Raw genomic sequence first — 21,884 nt, forward strand, 5'->3', positions numbered from 1 at the left:
GTATGAAAATTTTTCTCAGATTATGCCTTTGTCTGGCTTTTCTATCGACCATAAACATTTTTTCACAACAAACCATCACCGGACGTATCACCGATGAAAGTGGTGAAAGTTTAAGTGCGGTAACCGTCGTCAATATGGCCTCCGATAAAAAAACGTCTTCAGATTCACAGGGAATGTTCTCTATAGAAGCATCTCCCAATGATGAGCTTAGGTTTGTCAAAGAAGATTTTACAAGAGTCTCCCGAAGAGTTCTTATCAATGGAATTAATTCACAATTGTTGATCACTCTTTATCAGATTCCTAAAGATGTCGGGGAGGTGAAAATCGTAAAAAAGCTTTCCGGTGATCTCGATCAGGACTCCAGAATCGTAGCCAAAGCAGATAAAGGTGAGCAGGTAAGAAATGCTGTCGGCCTGCCACAACCGGTCGGGAAAATGAGAGAAAAACCGGCAGAAGTGAAAACTGTTCTCCTGCCTATATTGCTGGGAAACCTGAATGTTCAGGGATTATATGATTTAATAAGCGGAAAGGCCAAAAAACAGAAGCGGCAGTATAGATATGATGACCTGCAGGAGCATATTGCCTGGATCAGAAACAGGGTAGAAGACGAATACTTTATTAAAGCCGGAATTCCTGCAGACAGGATTTCAGAATTTATACAGTTTTCATTTGTAGCAAAACCTCAGGTACGAACCTATGTGAAAGCAAGAAACCTTTCAGGCGTTTTGCTGAGGTTAGAAGAGACAATACCACTTTTTCTCGAAAGATTGCAAGATTCTTCAAAGTAGCGATACCGGATAAGGCTATTCGTTTTTGGTTTAAAATACTGGAACAGAAATTGATGCGTTAGAATAAAAACAAACCAAATTCTCAAATTTTATGAATAAAAGTAATATTGCAGTAGCGGTGGTCATAGCCTTAGGCTTTATTATTGGTCTTGGCTTTTTAGGAAATGCCATCAAGAATCGTAATAAATCTGAAAATACCATTTCTGTAACCGGTCTTGGAACCAAACAATTTACATCCGATCTGATCACCTGGTCAGGAAGTTTTTCTAAAAATAATATAGACTTAAAATCTGCTTATGATGAGCTGGCACTCGACAGGAAAGTGATCAATGACTATCTGGTCTCTAAGGGAATCAAACAGAACGAAATCGTATTTTCTTCAGTAGATATTCAGAAACAGTTCAGAAGTTACAATGATTCCAATGGAAATTATGTACAGGGTGAGTTTTCCGGATACAACCTGACTCAAAAAGTATCTATCGAAAGTAAGGAAGTTGGTAAAATTGAGAACCTGTCCAGAAATATTACGGAAATTATCAATCGCGGAATAGAATTTACTTCTTCTTCACCTTCCTATTTCTATACAAAACTGGCCACGGTAAAGCAGGAAATGATCGCCAGTGCTACAAAAGATGCAAAAGAACGAGCAGCAAAGATTGCAGAAAACTCTGGAAGCAGCTTGGGAAATCTTAAAAAGGCAACGATGGGAGTAATCCAGATCACAGCACCCAATTCAAATGAAGATTACTCATATGGCGGGACTTTTAATACTTCGTCGAAAGAAAAAGAAGCCAGTATTACTATTAAGCTTGAATATGAAGTAAATTAAGTGTTGATACGAATTCTAAATCCTCTGTAAACAAAATAACGCCGGAATTTCCGGCGTTTTATATTTTAAGGATAAATAATATCACAAATTTCTTTTTTGATTTCTTCTATATTTTCAGGAGTATAGTTGGCCAGCAACCAAAGGTTCAAAGACTGTTTCCCTTCGCCATAGCTTGGCTGAATATAAGTGGTGTCAACCAGGCTGAAATTATTCCTCTGGTAAAAAGAGTAACGGCGCGTAGCATCTTCGCTCAAATCAGCCGGCTCAATTTCCAAAATGACATGGGGATAATTTTCCGTCAGGTGATTAACGATATGAGATCCCAGCTTTTTACTTCTGAAGGCTTCAAATACCTCGAAATGCTCCACAAAAACAAACGAACTCATTTTCCAGAGAATAAGATATCCAATGGCCTCCTTCTCATGGATCACAGACATAAAGCTAACATGTGGATTTGAAAATAAATCCAAAAACTGATCTTTGTCTCTTTGCTCGTCTACAGGAAAAGTGCTGATATAAGAATTATAGATCTCCTGAACTCTATCATCCTCAGCATAAGTAATCGGTAAAAATTCCATAATTATAAATCAAAAACGCTTGGTCTTCTGGTAATGAAGATATCTTTAATCCAAAGGGTGAATGCTAATCCCAGATAAATCAGAAAGAAAAAAACCTGCAGTGGCAAAAGTGGAGTAGATGAAGAAAATCCTTAATTTAGATACAGGGATTCCCAGTTTAGCGCCCATTCTTGTCAGGACTCCAAACCACTCTCTTTCCATTTTATGACGGATATTACTTAGCATTTCAAGATTTTTTTAGTTTAATCTGATACTGCAAGATACGCAATTTTTTTGATTATTTTTGAAGAGTTAAAAATGCTATTGTTCCTTTAAAAGTCTAAACCCTATACCGCAGGCCAGACAGTTCTTGTGCTCACAGTAGTTTTTATAGTGAAAAATCATAGTTTGACTTTCCAGTGCATTGTTAATCGTTACTCCAAGGCTTTTCCAGTTCCGGATTACTGAGTTTTTTTCCGCGGTAATATGTCGGTAGAATTCAATGATTTCATCTGCAGCTTCTTCATGATGATATCTGTGATAGACGTATTTTAAGGGAAGAACGGTATTCAAAAGAACAAGGTCAATAAATTCTTTACTTAATGCCTTAGGCTGCATTTTTGAAATCGTTCCAAAATTAAAATGAAAATCCCAGTATTCAGAAGCTTTTATCGAAGAAAAAATTTCATACAGCTGATCTGCACTTTCCACTTTAATGATTTTTGAAAACAAATTCTGATGCTGGAAATAGAGATCTGCCAGCTGAGATAACCTGATGGTAGGGAAATTGGGAGGTCTTAACCGTAAGAATTTAGGATGAAACTGTAAGTCTGCTATGGTGAACTTCTTTTTAGAAACTCAAATTCTCGTTTTAAATGTTTCATATACATATCTTCAGGATGATCCAGCCATCCGGAAATTCCAAAAAATAATGCTTCGAGTTGCAGGGGATTTTGACGGATTTTATTGATAATGCCATAATCAATACTTTCAGCAATTTGCCTGAAAATATGAGCATTTACCTTGAGCCCGAAAGAGTAGGCAAAGCTGTGAAATAAAACGGCTTCAAAATCATTTTTGTGCCGAACAAGACATTGCTCAAATTCCTCAGATTTTTCTTCCAGCTTTTTCAGAATATTTGCGTCGTGAAAATTAACGGGAATTTTTTCCTTTGTAAAGATCTTTTCACAGGCAATAAACTGGCTTCCTTTGATAAGATTTTCATATGAAGTGATAATATTTTCATCAATATAATCTTTCAGTTCCAATGTGGGGATTCCTTTTGTGGTGTGGTCGTTAATTTCTACGTCATAAAGGAAAATGACGTGAAGAATAATGTTTTTATAATTGGGATCCTGAGAATGATTATGAAAAATCCAGTCCGAAGAGCGGACATGAAGCTCTATATTACCGGCTAAAACGAGGCCGTTGGTTTTAATTTTTGCATCCAGAAAATCCGGGCCGGCATTGGTATTCCACTTTCCAAAGTGTATAATTTCAACGGAATTTCCTTCAATATCCTTGAAGTCAAAATGTTTGAAAACCTTATAGTTCCAAAGATATTGAAGTAATTTTTCCGTCATAAGCTGACGATAAATATAATAGAAATATTATACTTTCGTCAGTTCCTTATTAAAATTTTCTATGGTCGTTCTATACATTTTCTCATAGATAGGAAGAATGTTTTTCAAGTCAAACTTTATCGCCTGATCTTTCGCATTTTGCTTCATTTTGGTTAAAAGCTCTTCATTGCTCAAGAGCTTAATGGTGTAATTGCTCATTGCTTCTACATTTCCAATCTCAGCCAGAAATCCGGTTTCTCCCTGAATGTTGACCTCCGGAATTCCTCCCGCATTCGAGCTGATAACTGGGGTATAAGCCGCCATTGCTTCCAGGGCCGCCAAACCAAAACTTTCCTGTTCGGAAGGAAGTAAAAATACATCGGAAAGCTGTAAAATCTTGTAAAGATCATTTACTTTCCCCAGCAGACGGATTTTTGAGATAAGTTCCGGATTCTCCTCGAGGAACTGGTTCACTTTTTCCATATCCGGACCTTCCCCGATAATGATAAGTTTAGATTTTACTTTTTTCTCCACGCTTTTAAAGATCTGCAGCACTTCATCCACACGCTTTACAGGACGTAAGTTGGACACGTGAATCAGGATCTTTTCATCAGGATTGGCAAATTGAGTTCTCTGACATTCTGAGCAATCATCAAATTCAGTATTATCAATAAAGTTGGTGATCACCTGGATTTCTTTTTTGATATTAAAAAATTGAAGAGTATCCTTTTTCAGGCTTTCAGAAACCGAAGTAATTGCATCCGACTTATTGATAGAAAATTCTACCGCATGCTTATAACTCGGGTGCTGCCCAACAAGAGTGATATCAGTACCGTGCAATGTCGTTACCAGAGGGATATCATTATTGTCTTCCTTGAGCATTTGCTTAGCTGTAAACGCTGCATACGCATAAGGAATGGCATAATGAGCATGAAGCAGATCCAGTTTGTAAAGATTCACGACCCTGTAAATCATAGAACTTAAAGCAATATCATACGGCTGATATTGAAAAAGGGGATAGGTCTGAACATTTACCCTGTGAAAGAAAATATTGGGATTGGTAATGTCTAGTCTTGCAGGAAGTGCGGAGCTTATAAAATGCACCTCATATCCTTTATTGGCAAGAGACATCCCAAGTTCTGTTGCTACAATTCCGCTTCCACCATAGGTAGGATAGCAAAGTATGCCTATTTTCATTTGATTATTGTTGTTTTTGATGTTGTATTATTTATTATTCTTCTGAGAAGCCGGATCTAGATCAATTCCCATTCCTGCTTTTAATTGGTCATTTACCAATACAGGAAGCCTTCCCGAGATTTTTGTTTTTCCATTTAAAGCATCAGCTGTTGCATTCATCGAATCATCATTGTTTTCATAAGAAACCAGAACTGTAGATATTTTTGAAATATCAATATCTTTTAAAGCGTAGGCACTTCCAAAAACATTCAGGATTACATTTTGATTTTGAGTAAGATCTGCAAGTACTTTTTTAGATTCTGCAGATATTTTATAAGGTTTATAAGCCGTTGAATTATCCTTATGCAATCCAGCAATTACCGTTGAACCTGCCGGTATAGAATTAATTTCAGATGCCTTTTTGATGATGACATTTGAGCCTAGCCGGTTGGCAAAAGTTTGATAAGGTGCTTCTTCCAATGGAATATAATACACTTGTTTTCCCGGTATCGGAAGCAGTTTTTTATCGTCTTTTAGTAACGTCAATGCATTGGCATAAAGATTCTGAACCAATATTCTGTGTGATTCATTATTTAAATCAGAATTAATATTTTCAGGGTTTTTCGGAGTATACTGAGTAAGTCCCAGGAAATATTTGGTCAGTAATATTTTCTTTACACTTTCTTCTACTCTTGACTGAGGAATTTCCCCTTTATCAATGGCTTTCTGAATTAATTTTTTTCCTTCAGAAACACCTTGTGAGAAAAGCATAATATCATTTCCTGCAGCGAATGCCAAGGCGTCCAGTTCTCCGGGTTTATACTTATTGGCCACTGCACCCATATTTAAGGCATCAGTAATGATTAAACCTTTATACCCTAATTGATTTTTAAGCAGACCTGTGATAATATTTTTAGAAACAGAAGCCGGAATCCCTTTGCCTGATTCCAGACTTGGAACATATAAATGGGCAACCATTACACCCCCGATTCCTTTATCCATCAAGGCCTTGAATGGCGCTAATTCTGTTGTATTAAGCCTTTCGATATTGTGAGAAACCACAGGAAGGTCAAGATGAGAATCAGTACTGGTATCACCGTGTCCGGGAAAATGCTTGATGGCAGCTAGTATATTATTGTCCTGGAGACCATTAGAATAAGATAGGGCAGAACTGATCACATTAGGAACTTCTGAACCAAAGCTTCTGTTCCCAATGATTGGATTATTAGGATTGGTATTCACATCAACTACCGGAGCAAAATCCCAGTTGATCCCCATTCTGTGGCAGTCTTCTGCAATTTTGGCAGACATCTGATGGATCAGGTCTTTATCCTGAATCGCACCCAATGTCATGGCCCACGGAAATTTGTGTGCTGTTGCTATTCTCTGAAACAGCCCCCATTCTGCATCCATACCAATCATTAAAGGAATTCTGGATTTTTGCTGGAATTCATTCACAAGGCTAATTTCTCTTGCAGCATCATCCTGCATTAAGATCAATCCTCCGATTTTATCATTCACAACAATATTCCTTACCTGGCTGATGAAATCTTCACCTTTATTGGTATATAATGCAACAATAAAGAGCTGTCCCAGCTTTTCATCCTGAGAAAGATTTTTGTAAGTCTTCTCAACCCATTGCCGGGCCTTTTTTATATCTTCCGGAGAAGTATTTTTCGGCTGATACTGAGCCATAGCTTTAGGGCTTATGAATGCAGCAATAAAGATAGAAGTATATAATAATTTCTTCATGACTTTTTGAATAAGAACAAAAATACAATTAAAAAAATTGACAAAAACAACGTTTTTGAAATTTTTGGTATATGATTTGAATACGCAATATAAATAATAACTAAACTTTTATAGAAATGAAAAAAATTCTTCCATTTATGCTATTAGCCGGAATTGGATTCTTATCATATAGCTGCGACAATAAAGATGATGTTGTGGTACAACAGAATGCGAATTTCCAGATGAAAGATATCACTGGAACCTTTACTGGAGCTAATAATGCGGACTTTACTATTTCACAAGGACTAGGATTGAAGAGTACAGATGGTCTATTAGTATATAGAAATATCAATTCAAACTCTAATAACAGTGCTATTTGGCAACAAATTCCAAAGGCTTATTTTCTGTCAACTGGTAGAGAATTGGATTATAACTTTATTTTCAATAAAGATAATGTTGATATAACAACTAAAGCTAATTTTGACCAGAATACAATGACTTCTGCGGAAAGACAAACGTATTTGACTAATCAAACATTTAGAATTATTATTGTTCCTGCGAATACAACTGGTACGAGCAACAAGTCAGCTAAAGCACCTGTTGATTACAGCGACTACAATGCTGTGGTAAAATATTATAATCTTAATGATTCTAATGTGCCATCAGTAAGAGTAAATTAAGAAATATCTTTTCAGTTTTTTATAATTAAAAAAAGCTCCGGGAGAATTATTCTTCCGGGGCTTTTGATTTGATGATCTGTTGTTTACAATTTTATGACTTCAGGAGGTTATAAAAGATAGTGTGTAAAGGTTTTGATGCAAAGCAAAAATATAGACCAAATAAAAAAGCTTCAGAGAAACTGAAGCTTTTGTTTTTATTTACTTATCATTGTCATCGAGAAGATGTCCAAAGAAGTCTTTTTTAGTCTGGAGATATCCTTTACTGATTTCATTTGCGGGAATCTGTAACGGAACTCTTGAATTAAGATGTACATTGCTATCCACTACATATTTTACCTTTTCCGGATTATTAGTCAAAAGATTGATATCTTTTACGTCCAGTACATTAAGGATTTCAATCGCTACGCCAAAGTTTCTGTCGTCAGCAGGGAGTCCCAGCTCCAGATTGGCTTGTACGGTATCCAGTCCTTTTTCCTGTAAAGAATATGCTTTAAGTTTATTGATGATGCCAATATTCCTGCCTTCCTGACGGAGATAAATGATAATGCCGCCATTTTCATGGATGTATTTCATTGCAGCGTCCAGTTGCTGGCCACATTCACATTTTTTTGAATGGAAAACTTCTCCGGTAATACATTCTGAATGAAAACGAACATTCACAGGTTTTGAAAAATCTGTATTTTCAGCGACGATAGCCATATGTGGCATCCAGTCGTTTTCGTTTTCGGAGAAAGCGATCATTCGGAAAGTACCGTGTTCTGTTGGAACATTGGCTTCCGCCTGAATTTTAATCATTGATTGTTCAATTAGTTTTTAACTTCCTGACAAAGCATCTTCAATGACAGAGACATTGGTTTTTAACCTTACCAGATATCTGTTGATAACTTCGTCATCATCTTTATCGAGACTTTGTCTTGATTTCTGAATTTTTCTGTATGATTTTTCGAAGCTTTTCAGTGCTCTGCTCTTACCTGAAGAGTTGTTGGCATCAATGGCATATAAATAGTTCTGAAGGCTGTATTTCATGCTGGTAATCTCATCATTCAATCCGTTGTTCTTAAACTTGGGAAAGGTAGAGATCAGGTTTGAAATCTCAGAGGCATTTACATTTTCTTTGACATTAATATTAAAGCTCTTTTTTGAGCCTCTGTCAGAATCAGAGCCTTTGGTCTCACTGTAAAAGTTGTTTGACAGCGGAGAAAGGTTGAGCTTTTCCGTTGCGCAGGAAGATGTTAATATGATTAGTACTCCAAAAAAAACTAGTCTTTTCATTTTTGTTGCCCTTTTTGATAAAGGATTGGATTAAGACTTTCATCGTTATACATTTTCATTTGTTTGTATACCTTCATCTTAATATTACCGTTTTCAATATCAGCAAGCAACTGGTTAATAGAAGTTGACAGATCTTCCTTCTGAATAAGCAGAACATCCAGTTTGGCCTGGCAATTTTTTCTGTGTTCTTCAGAGGCGGATTCTCTATTAGCTTCTAATGACATATGATAAACTTTTAACGCAAGAATGGAAAGTCTGTCTACTGCCCAAGCGGGAGTTTCCGTATTTATTTTTGCGTCAGGTTTAGGAGTTATATTTTCAAACTTATTAAGGAACCAGCTGTCAATATATTCTACCAGATCAGTTCTTTTCTGATTGGAGGCATCTATTGTTCTCTTCAGTTGAAGTGCTTCAGCCGGATCAATATTTTCATCTCTAATTATATCTTCCAGATGCCATTGAACGGTATCAATCCAGTTCTTTGCATACAAAATCCGTTCCAAACTATCTTTTTCGAAAGGGTTATTAATTAGAGTGTTGACGTCATCAGACACGTGATAGTCTTCAATACATTGATTGAAGACTTTCCATGCAGTCTCAGTGAAATTCATTAATGCTAAGGAATTTTAGTTACTGGTAGAATTATTATTTGTAGAAGAAGATTTGTTTTCAGAACCTGGTTTGTCTTCTTCTTTTACCGCATCTTTAAATTCCTTGATTCCCGAACCGACTCCTCTCATAAGTTCCGGAATTTTCTTTCCTCCGAAAAGTAATACCAAAAGTATGGCTACGATCAGAATGTGTTGCCAAGATAAGGCAAGTATAGTTAGTGTATTCATCTCTTAAATTTTATGCAAAGTTACACTTTTTTTAATATGAAATCCAACCTAATGGATCAACTGGGGTACATCCGCTCCATACCTGGAAATCAAGGGTGTATGCACCGTCAAAATCTTGAGCAACACTTCCTACCGGCGTACCTGAAGAAACCTGCTGTCCTTTGGAAACACTTACATTTCCTAAGTTGGAATAAATCGTAAAGTAGCCTCCATGCTTGATAATAACGGTTTTCGTGCCGTCATTGTTTGCCAGTACTGAAGATACGGATCCCGGGAATACACATTTTGCACGTGTACCTGAAGGGACTGAAATTTTAATTCCATTGTTTTCTTCAGTAATATTTTTGAAAACGGGGTGTGGTTGTCTTCCGAAGCGGTGGGTAATCTGCCCTGCTCTGTCTGCCGGATAACCCAGCCTTCCTCTGTTATCGGCAAAACTATTTCCGGAAGCCGTAGAAACGCCATAGCTTGTCATAGCTTTTGTTTCTGCCGCTTTTTTCTCATCTTCTTTTCTTTTGGCCAGCGCCAATTCAGCTGCTCTTGCTGCTGCTAATTTATCAGCGGCTTCTTTAGCCTTCACATTAGCTTCGTCTGACGCTTTTTTAGCTGCGATCTTTCTGGCTTCATCTTTTGCACTCGCTTCGGCTCTTGCAGCTTCTTCATTACGTTTTCTTTCTTCTTCAGCTCTTCTTGCAGCGAGTTCAGCAGCTCTTTTAGCCTCTGCTTCAGCCAATCTTCTTTCTCTTTCAAGGGCTTCGGCTCTTGCTTTGGCTTCCGCCTCAATTCTTGCTTTTTCCCTTTCGGCTGCTATTTTAGCTAAACGTATTTTTTCGGCTTCTGCCTTTCTTCTTGCTTCTTCTTCTGCTTTGGCAATTCGGATTTCTTCTGCGATGATGGCCCTGATTTGTCCTTCTAATGCCTTAGATTGCGTTTGCTTTTGTTTAAGCTCAGCGGTAAGTTTAGATTCGTTCTTTTTAAAATCAGCGACTAATTGTTCCTTTTGTGCTCTTTCAGCATTAATGGTCGCCAGATCCTTCTGTTGATTGATCAAAAGATTTTCCTTCTCTTTCATTGAGTTTTGCCTTTGGGAAATCGTTTTTTTGATCTGGTTGGCGGCATCAGTAATTTCCGCTGCTTTTTTGTCTTGATAATCAGCGTATTGTTTTAAATATTGTACTCTTCGTATGGCTTCACCCAAATTTTTGGATGAAAGAATGAAAGTTACTTTATTTTGTACCCCTTTATTTTTATAAGCATTAACAAGGACTTCAGCATAATTTTTTCTGAGAACAGCCAATTCTTTATTTTGGCGGTTGATCTCAAGCTGACGCAGGTAGATGTCATCTTCAATAAACCTCTTTTCTTTTTGAGTATTATTGTAGACTTTTTCCCTTAAAACCAGCTTTTGATTGACACTGGTAAGGTAAGCTATAGAAAGTTTAGATTCGCTTCTTGTTTTAGCTAAATCTGTATTTATTTGTGCAATTTGTTTTTTAAGTTCGGCGTTCTGCTTCTGCAGTTGTTCTTTTTCTGCTGCCCCTGGTGCAGCCCGAATATAAGAACACCTATTAAAAAGCTAAATTTTTTAATCATTTAATCTCTATTTTCTTATAACTGGATGGTACAGAATAAGGTGTTTCCATCCTCGAAAAGTCAAATTTCGTGTTTTCCAGTAAAATTTGACTAGATTTTGAGCCTTTTATAATTATTTTAACATTTTTAGGGAGGCGTATTCCGTTGTATTCATCCCAGTCGCTATAGGAGATTTCAAGCTCGTCTGTGGATAAAACATCTTTTAAATTTATACTTAACAAATCGTAATTGGTGTCGTATTGCAGAGCTATCTTATACTCTCTGTTTTTCTCGTCTGTAGTGATTTTCTGGTTGGCGTTCGAAACCATTTTATATCCCTGTGCATTTTGAGTCAGTGTAAATTGTGAATCACTGATTTTTACAAAAGTTCTCCCCAGTAAAATTTTTTCCAACGATTTATAATCGATAAAATTGACATTAAGCAAGTGATTAAGATAATCGAAATCGGAATCTATGTAGGCTTTGTTTACTTTGTCCTGTCCTTTTATGCCCTCAGGAGTTGCAATACCTCTAGCGACATTAATAAATAATGCTCTCAGGTTCATCCATACTTTTTTATCATTTTCAATATAAATCGTTGCGTCCAGTGGGGGGATGTAATTTCCCGTTTCCACACGAACTTTACTGTCTATTTTGATCTGGTCAAATTTTGGCGGGATCAATACATGTTCGTAAAAAGCAATTTTGTCTTTTACCGGTTCGTTGACATCTTTTGGATGTTTGGTATTCCCGGTAGTTTTGATACTATCCCCTGATTCCGTATTATTCTGTACAGCATTACGGGTTTTACACGATGATAAGGCAAGAAGTAATAAAAAGAGTGGTATCCAGTTTCTCATGTATTTATCTTTTCAATTAGGAAAAACGCTGCAATATTAACGCCAAACCACACAAAACGTTTTGTGTGGTTTGATTATATCTTGTTTAAGTTAACTAAATTCTGTGTTTAATTATTTCGATAGGAAATCCAATACTGAATAGTCTCCCAAAGAAATTTCTCTTGCCACTCCCACATACTGTGCGGAGTTACCAATCATAGAATTAGAAAGGTTTCCGTGGTTGATTCTTGTGTTTTCCTGGATCAAAGAGTTTTCAATATTAGAATTTACAATCGTAGTGTTGTTACCCAATGAAACGCCAGGTCCTACTTTTGAGTTGGAAATTTTCACATTTTCACCAATGAAGCAAGGAGGAATAATCAATGAATTTTCAATCACTGCAGACGCCGGATATTGAGCCATTTCTTCCTTTTCATATGCAAGGATTTTACTGTTGGTTTCCACGGTAGCATTCTTGTTACCACAATCCATCCAGTCATTTACTTTTCCTAAAGTGAATTTTGCTCCTTTTGCTCTCAGGTTTTCCAGGGCCATTGTCAACTGGTATTCTCCTCCGTTTTTAATATCATTGTCCATGATATAGTTGATTTCATCCATTAGTTTTTCAGCACTATTGAAATAATAGATACCGATAATGGCAAGATCTGAAACAAAAGTCTGAGGTTTTTCAACAAAATCAGTAATAAAGCCATAGTTATCCAGTTTTACTACCCCAAAGGCAGACGGATCTTCTACACTTTTTACCCAAATTACACCATCTGAATTTTTGTCCAACTGAAAATCTGCACGGAAAAGAGTATCGGCGAATGCGATCACCACATCTCCCTGCATAGATTGCTCTGCACATTTGATAGCGTGCGCTGTTCCAAGCGGATCATTCTGATAATACAGGCTTCCTTTTGCTCCTAATTTTTCAGCAATCTGAAGCAAAGATTTTTCAATCTCGGAACCAAAATCTCCAATGATAAATGCTACTTCTTCAATTTCTTCTCCTGCCACTTTAGCAATATCTTCCACCAATCGTTGTACGATAGGTTTTCCGGCAATAGGGATAAGAGGTTTTGGTACTGTCAGGGTGTGTGGACGTAATCTGGAACCACGTCCAGCCATCGGAACAATAATTTTCATAAATGGTATAAAGATGTTTTTGTTTAAGGATTGATTATTTTTTGTTAAATATAGTAATTAAAACGCTTCAGGAACGTAATGCTTATCATGTTTAACGGCTTTGTTTAATGTTTTTAAGCTAAGTAATTATCAAAAGAGAGACCAAAGTTTAGTTCTTCCTGATTCTGGATAAAATCATATTTTTTTCCGAATAGACTAAGATCCCCACGAAGACTAAAAATAAGGCATTGCTGGTCAGGATATTATAGTTAAAATATTTTACGATAATAAAACTAAATATTCCCAGCAATATAAGGAAGAAAGACATTTTCTTCATGCGGTAAGGGATGGGGTAGTATTTCTGGCCCAATGCATAGGATATGATCATCATGATGACGTACGCTCCGAAAGTGGCCCATGCAGAACCAATCATACTGTGATAGTAACTTAAGGCCAGATAATTCAAGGCGATATTAATTCCGGCTCCGATCCATGAAATAACGGTTCCCACACTGGTTCTGTCTGTCACTTTATACCATGTGGAAAAGTTATAATAAATTCCGAAACACAGGTTTGCCACTACAATAATAGGAATAATGTCTATTGCAATCCAATATGATCTGTTCGGAATGAAAACATCCTTTAGCCACGAAATATTGGCGATAATTCCTAATGCTACAGCACAGGCGAAGAACGAAAAATATTCAGCTACCTTAGCGTACGTTTTCTTAGCGTCACCTTTATCCATCTGTTTAAAGAAAAATGGTTCAATACCCATTCTGTACGCGGTTACAAATAAAGTCATAAGGACAGCTAGTTTATAACAGCCTCCATAAGCTCCGGCCTGTTCGTCTGAAATATGATTTCTCTGGATAGATTTATCGAAATTTTCATTAACCATAAAAGCCAGCCCTGCCAGCATAAGCGGAAACGAGTAGCGAATCATCCGCCCAAAAAGAGAGGTTACAAACTGAAATCTTACTTTTAATATAATAGGAAGTAACAATAAAAACCCTAAAGCACTTCCTGCTAAATTACTAAAGAAAGGATAGTCTACATTCTGATCCAATCCAAAACTTCTGGATACATTCTCGGGGATCCAAAAGAATAATGCAGCGGTAAAGACTGCCTGGAATATAGACTGAAAAATTCTGACCGCAGAATATTTGATAGGTTTATTGTGAAAACGAAGCCATGCAAACGGAATGACCAGTAAATTGTCGAAAAAAGCAATTAAAGCAAACCATTTTATATATTCAGGATTATCATGGTATCCCAGATAATCAGCAATAGGCTGATTGAAAAGATAGCACAATGCTAAAAACAGAGTAGAAGTTGAAAATAAAAACCAGAATGACGTGTTGAAAGTTTTTTTCTCATTATCCTCTTCAGCAGAAAATCGAAAATAGGCCGTTTCAAAACCAAATGAAAGTATAATATTCACAAAAGAAATCCATGCATAAAGTTGCGTGAAAATCGCAAAACCTTCATTGGGAATTTTATAGATCAAAAGAGGATTAAGGATGAATAGAATAATTCTGGGTGCTATTGCTCCTGCTCCGTAGATGATTGTTTGCCCTAATAATTTCTTATACAATTCGAAAAATTTTATGCAAATGTAAATATTTAGAAATTGATTTGTATCCGGTGATATTAAAATTCATTCATAAACCTTAATTTTGTTCATTATAGAAGGTAGAAGCCGGGAGCTGGAAATCAGTGATCTCTCTTTATAGTTCGATTCTGACAGGCAGCTCGAAGTAATTTTGGATTTTAACCTTTAATTTTAATTCTAAAAAAGTAAAATGAAAACCCTTATCAAAAATGTACATGTTGTCAATGAAGGCCAGGTCTTTCAAAGCGATGTTTTAATAGAAAATGATGTAATTTCCAAAATTGCTTCCGGCATTTCTGTAGATGCAGATCAGGTTATTGACGGTTCCGGAAAGTATCTTCTTCCGGGTGTTATAGACGATCAGGTTCATTTCCGTGAGCCGGGCCTTACTCATAAAGGAGATATTGAAAGTGAGTCCAGATCAGCGATAGCCGGAGGAGTAACCAGCTTTATCGATCAGCCTAATACGGTGCCGAATGCCGTTACTCAGGAATTACTCGCTGATAAATATGAAATTGCAGCTCAGAAAGCCTATGCCAACTATGGTTTTATGATGGGAGGAACAAATGATAATCTTGAAGAAGTTTTAAAAACGAACCCGAGAAATGTTCCCGGAGTAAAATTGTTTTTAGGCTCCTCTACAGGGAATATGTTGGTGGATAATCCAGAAACCCTGGAAAATATTTTCAGCAATACCAAAATGCTGATTGCAGTTCACTGTGAAGATGAAGCGACCATCAGAGCCAATACCCAAAAATATATTGATGAATATGGGGATGATATTCCGGTAAAATTCCACCATTTAATCAGAAGTGAAGAAGCTTGTTATAAATCTTCCTCTAAAGCCATTGAGCTCGCTGAAAAAACTGGGGCAAGACTTCACGTGTTTCACCTTTCAACAGCAAAGGAAACTTCACTTTTCAGAAATGATATCCCGTTAAAAGATAAAAAGATCACTGCTGAAGTATGTGTTCACCATCTGACATTTACCAATGATGATTATGAAACAAAAGGAAGCCTGATCAAGTGGAATCCTGCTGTGAAAACTCAAAAAGACAAGGATGGACTTTGGGAAGCTCTGCTTGATGACAGAATTGATGTGATCGCGACAGATCATGCTCCCCATACCGCCGAAGAGAAACAAAATGTGTATACAAAATGCCCTTCCGGAGGACCCCTGGTACAACATTCACTCGTAGTAATGCTGGAAAACTATAAAACAGGAAAAATTTCTCTTGAAAAGATTGTTGAAAAGATGTGTCATAATCCGGCAATCCTTTTCAGAGTTGAAAAAAGAGGATTTATTAAAGAAGGATATAAAGCAGATCTTGTTTTGGTCGATTTAAATGAAGACTGGACGGTAGCTAAAGAAAACCTCCTGTATAAATGCGGATGGAGTCCGCTGGAGGGGATGAACTTCCATTCTAAGGTAACCCAGACGTTTGTCAACGGGCACCTTGTATATGATAACGGAAAAATTGCTGAAGAAAAATTCGGAGAGCGTTTACTTTTTGAAGTTCAGGAATAAGAATAGCCGGATATCATAAAAATTCAGGAAAAGAGGCTATCTCACTTTTGAGACAGCCTCTTTTTATTTATCTCATGCCCAAAATAAAGGCCCTATTTATTTTTTCGCCTTGTTTCCCATATAAAATGTCAGTTTTCCACCATTCATTATTTCAGAATGTTTCAGAGTGAAGTTTTTAATTTCACGACCATTTAAAAGAACCTTCTGAACATATACATTTTTCGGACCTTGATTGATCGCTTCAATTTCAAATGTTTTTCCGTTTTCCAGATTCAGAATAGCCTGATCAACAGCGGGACTACCGATAGCGTAGTCTTCCGAACCGGGAGCAACCGGATAGAAGCCCAGTGAACTCAGAATATACCAGGCACTCATTTGCCCCGTGTCATCATTCCCTCCCAACCCGTCAGGAGTTGACTTATACTGCATTTCCAGGATATGACGAATCTGGGATTGTGTTTTCCATGGCTGCCCGGCCCAGTTATAGAGGTAAGCAACATGATGTGCAGGCTCATTTCCATGTACATATCCTCCGATAATTCCTTCTCTTGTAATGTCTTCAGTGTCTGCAAAAAACTCATCAGGAAGATGCATGGTGAATAATTCGTCCAGTTTTGAGGCAAATTTTTTCTTTCCTCCCATCATTTTGATCAGTTCATCAGGATTCTGGGGAACAAAAAAACTGTAGTTCCAGGAATTTCCCTCAATGAAGCCTTGTCCGTGGGTACTTAAAACATCAAAATCTTTTTTGAAACTTCCGTCTGCCAGGCGTGGGCGCATGAATCCGATGGATGGGTCAAAATTATTCTTCCAATTTTCAGAACGTTTGATAAACTGATTGTAGATTTCTGTCTCTCCAAGATGTTTGGCCAGCTGGGCAATTGCCCAATCATCATAAGCATACTCAAGGGTATTGGATACTGAGGTGCCATTTTTCTCTGCAGGAATGTATCCCAGGTCAATATATTGTCCTATTCCTTCATAATTTCGTTTGTTGGCTGTTTCTACGCAGGCTTTCAAAGCTTCCTGAGGATCACCGGCATAATTTCCTTTAATAATGGCATCTGCCACTACACTTACGCTATGATAACCACTCATACACCAGTTATCATTGGCATAATGTGACCATATAGGTAGCATTTTCATCGAAAACTGATGGTAATGAGCCATCATAGATTTTACCATATCACTGTTCCTTTTAGGCTGGATAATGTTAAAGAAAGGATGAAGAGCTCTGTAAGTGTCCCAAAGCGAGAATGTGGTATAATGAGTAAAATTTTCTGCTTGGTGAACATTTTGATCCAATCCTTTATACTCGCCATTGATATCCATATACACGGTGGGATTGATAAAGGTATGATACATCGCGGTATAGAAATTGATTTTTTCGGTTTCAGAACCTTTAATGATGATCTTGTTAAGTTCTTTATTCCAGTCTTCCTGAGCTTTTTCTTTAATTTGATTAAAAGATAAATTTTCCGTTTCCTTTTCAAGATTTTCCATAGCATTGGCCTGGCTTACAGGAGATATAGCCAGTTTGATTTCAATGGCTTCACCTTCACTGGTGTCAAAATCAAAATACATTTTAAGATTCTTTCCGGCAATTTCAGGGAAATTCTGAGTTTGATCGAATTTTCTCCAGAACCCTTTGTATACCTGCTTTTCATCATAGTTCTTCTGACCGTAGGATGTAAAGGGTTTTGAAAACTTCATGGCAAAATAAACCGTTCTTGTTCTTGCCCATCCGTTGGTCTGGCGATATCCGGTAATCGTATTGCCATTTTCCACACGGGCATAGGTCCATACATTTTTCCCGTCATAATTATAAATTCCTGCCATCAGATCAAGAATGATATGCGATTGATCAGATTTGGGAAAAGTATACCGGTGAACACCGACTCTGGTGGTAGCCGTCAGTTCTGCTAAAATATTGTGATCATCCAGCTTTACCTTATAATATCCGGCTTCAGCTTTTTCGTTTTCGTGGGAAAACTTGCTTCTGTAGCCTTTTTCAGGATTTGAAGCTGTTCCCGGATCCAACTGAAGTGGGCCGACAGTAGGCATGATCAGGAAATCCCCGAGATCAGAATGTCCGGTACCACTAAAGTGCGTAGAGCTGAAACCTACTATGGTTTTATCTTCATAGCGATAGCCTGCACAGTATTTATAGACTTCACCATTGTATTTCCCGTTGAGTTCATAAGAAATTGTATCTGTTTCAGGACTTAGCTGCACGGCGCCAAACGGTGTAGTAGCGCCGGGATAGGTATGTCCCATTTTTTCAGTTCCAATCAGCGGATGTACGTATTGATATAATTTTTCAAATTGTTGAGCTTTGAGGGGAAAGCTTAAGATAATGAATAAAAGAAAAACAGATGTTTCCGTATTTTTCATGAGCAGATAAGTTTATTAAGTGATAAAATTAGGTAAAAAACAAAGAATATTATTTATGGCATTATTTATACCGTTATTTTAAGGTAGATCCATTCAATATTTATTATTTTTAAGAAAAAATATTTTATGAGTCTATATACACAACCAATGCTTCGCGAAGGGGCATTAAAAGATAAAGTAGCGATTGTAACAGGAGGCGGAAGCGGTCTTGGAAAAGCAATGACAAAATACTTTCTTGAGTTAGGAGCTAAAGTAGTCATTACGTCCAGGAATCTTGAAAAGCTACAGACTACTGCGAAGGATCTGGAAGATGAAACCGGTGGTAAAGTTCTTTGTGTAGCGTGTGACGTCAGAAACTGGGATGAAGTAGAAGCTGTGAAAGAAGCTACGCTTAAGGAATTCGGTAAAATTGATATTCTTCTGAATAATGCAGCCGGTAATTTTATTTCTCCTACAGAAAAACTGACTCATTCTGCTTTTGATTCTATTTTAGATATCGTTTTAAAAGGAACTAAAAACTGTACACTTTCTATAGGAAAACACTGGATCGACTCCAAAACACCGGGTACCGTTTTAAATATCGTAACCACTTATGCATGGACGGGGTCTGCCTATGTTGTACCCTCTGCCTGTGCAAAAGCAGGAGTATTGGCAATGACCAGATCATTGGCAGTGGAATGGGCAAAATATGGAATTCGTTTCAACGCTATCGCTCCGGGGCCATTTCCTACAAAAGGTGCCTGGGACAGACTTCTTCCGGGAGATCTGCAGGAAAAATTCGATATGAAAAAGAAAGTGCCGTTAAGAAGAGTAGGAGAACATCAGGAGCTGGCCAATCTTGCCGCGTATCTGGTGTCTGATTACTCAGCGTACATGAATGGTGAAGTAGTCACTATTGACGGAGGAGAATGGCTTCAGGGAGCAGGTGAATTTAATATGCTTGAAGCTATTCCCCGTGAAATGTGGGATGCTTTAGAGGCCATGATTAAAGCAAAAAAATCAAATTAATTGAAATTTTCAGAAAAAAAACTCCCGGATTTGTAACAATTCCGGGAGTTTTTTTTACCTATGTATAAACTTTTTTCAAATGAATTGTAAACTTCCAACTCTTGTTTCTGCAGTGGCTTTCTTCCTTTTTTCAGGATCTGCCTATGCACAGGAAACGCCAAAGTATGATTATGTAGAAGCCTTTAAGCCGTTTTTCTATCCGCAGACAGGTACGGAAACACGCTCAGCCAGTGGACAGCCGGGGCATGCCTATTGGCAGAATTCAGCAGACTATCATTTGAATGTGAGTCTGAATGAGGACAAAAAAGAAATTACAGGTACCGCCGAAATTAAATACACCAATAACAGCCCGGATCAGCTGGGTTTCTTATGGCTGCAGCTCGATCAGAATCTTTTTGCAAAAGACTCCCGCGGAAATGCTGTGGTGCCTCTGTCGGGAAGCAGGAATGGTTCACACGGCGAGACTTTCAATGGCGGATACGTTATTAAATCCGTAAAAATTGATGGCAAAGCAGCTAAGTATACCATTTCCGATACAAGAATGCAGATTGATTTACCGGAAGAACTGAAGGCAAAAGGAGGAGTGGCAAAAATTACCATTGATTATTCCTTTATTTCTCCGGATTATGGTTCAGACAGAATGGGAGTTCAGGAAACAAAAAATGGTAAAGTCTTTACTATGGCACAATGGTATCCGAGAATGTGTGTGTATGATGATGTAATGGGATGGAATACACTACCGTATGCAGGCGCTTCGGAGTTCTTTCTGGAATATGGTGATATCACAGCCAATATTACTGTACCTGCCAATCATTATGTGGTGGCCTCAGGAGAACTTTTAAACGAAAAAGAAGTTTATAGTAAAGATGAGGTCAACAGATGGAATCAGGCGAGAAACAGTGATAAAACAGTCATGATACGTCCTGAGTCTGAGATTGGAAAAAATAAATCTACAGGAACAAAAACCTGGAAGTTTAAAATTGTACAGGCAAGGGATTTTGCATGGGCATCATCTGCCGGCTTTATTTTGGATGCTGCAAGAATTAATCTTCCTGATGGAAAAAAATCGCTGGCCATTTCTGCCTATCCGTCTGAAAGTGCAGGAGAAAAAGCCTGGGGAAGGTCTACCGAATATACCAAAGCCGCTATTGAACATTATTCTAATAAATGGTACGGATATACATACCCGGTAGCAACTAATGTAGCAGGAAACGAAGGCGGAATGGAATATCCCGGAATTGTGTTCTGCCATATGGATTCAAAAGGAGAAGATCTGTGGGGTGTTACAGATCATGAATTCGGGCATAACTGGTTTCCTATGATTGTAGGATCCAATGAAAGATTATTTGCCTGGATGGACGAAGGATTCAATACTTTTATCAACGGACTTTCGACGGAGGCTTTTAATAAAGGTGAATATTATAAAAAACAGAATATGGCTCAAACAGGAAGCTATCTTTTAACAGATAATCTTGAGCCGATTATGGTAGGTCCCGATAATATGAGAGAAAGAAGTATCGGAGCTCTTGCCTATTATAAGCCGGGAGCGGGATTATCGGTTTTAAGAGAAACGATTCTCGGGCCTGAGAAATTTGACAAAGCATTCAGAACCTATATCAACCGGTGGGCATTCAAACATCCTACACCCTGGGATTTCTTCCACACGATGGAGAATGTTTCAGGAGAAGAACTGAACTGGTTCTGGAGAGGTTGGTTCTTTAATAAATGGAAAATTGACCAGTCCGTTAAGAATGTGAAATACATCAATGGAGATTTCAAAAACGGAGCTCAGGTTACTGTTGAAAATCTTGGACAACTTCCTATGCCGACGACGGTTCAGCTAAAATTCAAAGACGGAACAAAACATACGGTAAAAATACCAATCGAAGTTTGGAAGAGAAATACAGAATGGACATTCAAAGTAGAATCTGATAAGGAAATCGATGAGGTAATACTTGATCCGGATTCTATGGTTCCGGACGTCAACATGAAAAATAATAAATGGACATCTGCGGATGCAAAACCTATGGAGAAAATTAACCTGAAAGATTTCATAGGAGCGTACAACAATAAAGAATCTAAACTTAAAATAATATTTACTGAGAAAAACGGGTTCCTGTATGGCAGCGCAGGCGGACAACAAAGCTTTCCGCTGGAGTATACGGGAAATAATACATTTGCTTTTGAAGATGCTGGTCTGACAATCGTTTTCAGTAAGGATAAAAAGACGGCAACCCTCACAGAAGGAGGAAGAGAATTTAAATTCAATAAAGAATAGTCTTCGGGTTCTTTTTTCCGTACAGGAAATAATTTAACATTATGATGATATGAATAAGGCTTCTCTATGGCAGAGAAGTCTTATTTTT

Annotated in this window: 17 protein-coding genes and 3 pseudogenes; 6 read left to right on the top strand and 14 right to left on the bottom strand. The window is 37.6% G+C overall.

The features are described from left to right. The first annotated feature begins 2 nt into the window (after window positions 1-2). Window positions 3-788 (top strand): carboxypeptidase regulatory-like domain-containing protein, encoded by a 786-nt coding sequence (locus H3Z85_10390; protein ID QPQ53682.1) that lies wholly within the window; start codon window positions 3-5, stop codon window positions 786-788. Window positions 789-879: 91 nt separating this feature from the next. Next, window positions 880-1,617 carry an SIMPL domain-containing protein gene (locus tag H3Z85_10395; protein QPQ53683.1) on the top strand — a complete coding sequence of 246 codons (738 nt, stop codon included), beginning with the start codon at window positions 880-882 and terminating at the stop codon, window positions 1,615-1,617. A gap of 65 nt (window positions 1,618-1,682) precedes the next feature. On the opposite strand, the gene H3Z85_10400 is transcribed toward H3Z85_10395, so the two are convergent. The 5 genes and pseudogenes from H3Z85_10400 to H3Z85_10420 all read right to left on the bottom strand — a co-directional run bounded on the left by H3Z85_10400 (window position 1,683) and on the right by H3Z85_10420 (window position 6,664). Next, entirely contained in the window at window positions 1,683-2,195 is a 513-nt protein-coding gene (locus tag H3Z85_10400; protein QPQ53684.1) for a GNAT family N-acetyltransferase, read from the bottom strand. Between the two features lie 2 nt (window positions 2,196-2,197). Beyond that, window positions 2,198-2,420, bottom strand: a pseudogene (locus tag H3Z85_10405) (PspC family transcriptional regulator). Between the two features lie 75 nt (window positions 2,421-2,495). After that, window positions 2,496-3,757, bottom strand: a pseudogene (locus H3Z85_10410) (DUF2851 family protein). Window positions 3,758-3,784: 27 nt separating this feature from the next. Continuing rightward, on the bottom strand, window positions 3,785-4,933 hold the full coding sequence (bshA, locus tag H3Z85_10415) for an N-acetyl-alpha-D-glucosaminyl L-malate synthase BshA (protein QPQ53685.1): 1,149 nt from the start codon (window positions 4,931-4,933) through the stop codon (window positions 3,785-3,787). 27 nt (window positions 4,934-4,960) lie between these two features. Next, window positions 4,961-6,664 (bottom strand): glycoside hydrolase family 3 protein, encoded by a 1,704-nt coding sequence (locus H3Z85_10420; GenBank protein ID QPQ53686.1) that lies wholly within the window; start codon window positions 6,662-6,664, stop codon window positions 4,961-4,963. 116 nt (window positions 6,665-6,780) lie between these two features. Between H3Z85_10420 and H3Z85_10425 the strand changes: the two genes are divergently transcribed. Beyond that, window positions 6,781-7,323, top strand: coding sequence for a hypothetical protein (locus H3Z85_10425; protein ID QPQ53687.1), 543 nt, complete (start codon window positions 6,781-6,783; stop codon window positions 7,321-7,323). Between the two features lie 198 nt (window positions 7,324-7,521). Here H3Z85_10425 and ribA read toward each other — a convergent pair whose 3' ends face one another. The 8 genes and pseudogenes from ribA to H3Z85_10465 form a co-directional block, all read right to left on the bottom strand. After that, window positions 7,522-8,118: a GTP cyclohydrolase II gene (gene ribA, locus H3Z85_10430; protein ID QPQ53688.1), complete on the bottom strand. Its 597-nt coding sequence runs from the start codon at window positions 8,116-8,118 to the stop codon at window positions 7,522-7,524. Between the two features lie 18 nt (window positions 8,119-8,136). Continuing rightward, window positions 8,137-8,595 carry a hypothetical protein gene (locus H3Z85_10435; protein QPQ53689.1) on the bottom strand — a complete coding sequence of 153 codons (459 nt, stop codon included), beginning with the start codon at window positions 8,593-8,595 and terminating at the stop codon, window positions 8,137-8,139. Then, the gene (locus H3Z85_10440; protein ID QPQ53690.1) at window positions 8,592-9,206 is read right to left on the bottom strand and encodes a DUF4254 domain-containing protein; all 615 of its coding nucleotides are present in this window, start codon (window positions 9,204-9,206) and stop codon (window positions 8,592-8,594) included. Before H3Z85_10440 ends, H3Z85_10435 begins: the two co-directional genes overlap by 4 nt. Window positions 9,207-9,221: 15 nt before the next feature. Next, the gene (locus H3Z85_10445) at window positions 9,222-9,434 is read right to left on the bottom strand and encodes a twin-arginine translocase TatA/TatE family subunit (protein QPQ53691.1); all 213 of its coding nucleotides are present in this window, start codon (window positions 9,432-9,434) and stop codon (window positions 9,222-9,224) included. Between the two features lie 31 nt (window positions 9,435-9,465). Then, a pseudogene (locus tag H3Z85_10450) lies at window positions 9,466-11,027 on the bottom strand (peptidoglycan DD-metalloendopeptidase family protein). After that, window positions 11,024-11,866, bottom strand: coding sequence for a DUF4292 domain-containing protein (locus tag H3Z85_10455; protein ID QPQ53692.1), 843 nt, complete (start codon window positions 11,864-11,866; stop codon window positions 11,024-11,026). Before H3Z85_10455 ends, H3Z85_10450 begins: the two are co-directional and overlap by 4 nt. 111 nt (window positions 11,867-11,977) lie before the next feature. Further along, window positions 11,978-12,994 (bottom strand): NTP transferase domain-containing protein, encoded by a 1,017-nt coding sequence (locus H3Z85_10460; protein QPQ53693.1) that lies wholly within the window; start codon window positions 12,992-12,994, stop codon window positions 11,978-11,980. Window positions 12,995-13,142: 148 nt separating this feature from the next. Next, a complete protein-coding gene (locus H3Z85_10465; GenBank protein ID QPQ53694.1) occupies window positions 13,143-14,570 on the bottom strand; it encodes an oligosaccharide flippase family protein in 1,428 nt (475 codons plus the stop codon). Between the two features lie 208 nt (window positions 14,571-14,778). Between H3Z85_10465 and H3Z85_10470 the strand changes: the two genes are divergently transcribed. Then, on the top strand, window positions 14,779-16,116 hold the full coding sequence (locus H3Z85_10470; protein QPQ53695.1) for a dihydroorotase: 1,338 nt from the start codon (window positions 14,779-14,781) through the stop codon (window positions 16,114-16,116). A 96-nt stretch (window positions 16,117-16,212) separates the two neighbouring features. Here H3Z85_10470 and H3Z85_10475 read toward each other — a convergent pair whose 3' ends face one another. Then, window positions 16,213-18,510 (bottom strand): glycoside hydrolase family 92 protein, encoded by a 2,298-nt coding sequence (locus H3Z85_10475; protein ID QPQ53696.1) that lies wholly within the window; start codon window positions 18,508-18,510, stop codon window positions 16,213-16,215. Window positions 18,511-18,636: 126 nt separating this feature from the next. Between H3Z85_10475 and H3Z85_10480 the strand changes: the two genes are divergently transcribed. After that, window positions 18,637-19,518, top strand: coding sequence for an SDR family oxidoreductase (locus H3Z85_10480; GenBank protein QPQ53697.1), 882 nt, complete (start codon window positions 18,637-18,639; stop codon window positions 19,516-19,518). A 79-nt stretch (window positions 19,519-19,597) separates the two neighbouring features. Then, window positions 19,598-21,796 (top strand): M1 family metallopeptidase, encoded by a 2,199-nt coding sequence (locus H3Z85_10485; protein QPQ53698.1) that lies wholly within the window; start codon window positions 19,598-19,600, stop codon window positions 21,794-21,796. The last annotated feature ends 88 nt before the right edge of the window (window positions 21,797-21,884 follow it).

This window comes from Chryseobacterium indologenes, from assembly GCA_016025055.1.
Classification (GTDB): Bacteria; Bacteroidota; Bacteroidia; order Flavobacteriales; family Weeksellaceae; genus Chryseobacterium; species Chryseobacterium indologenes.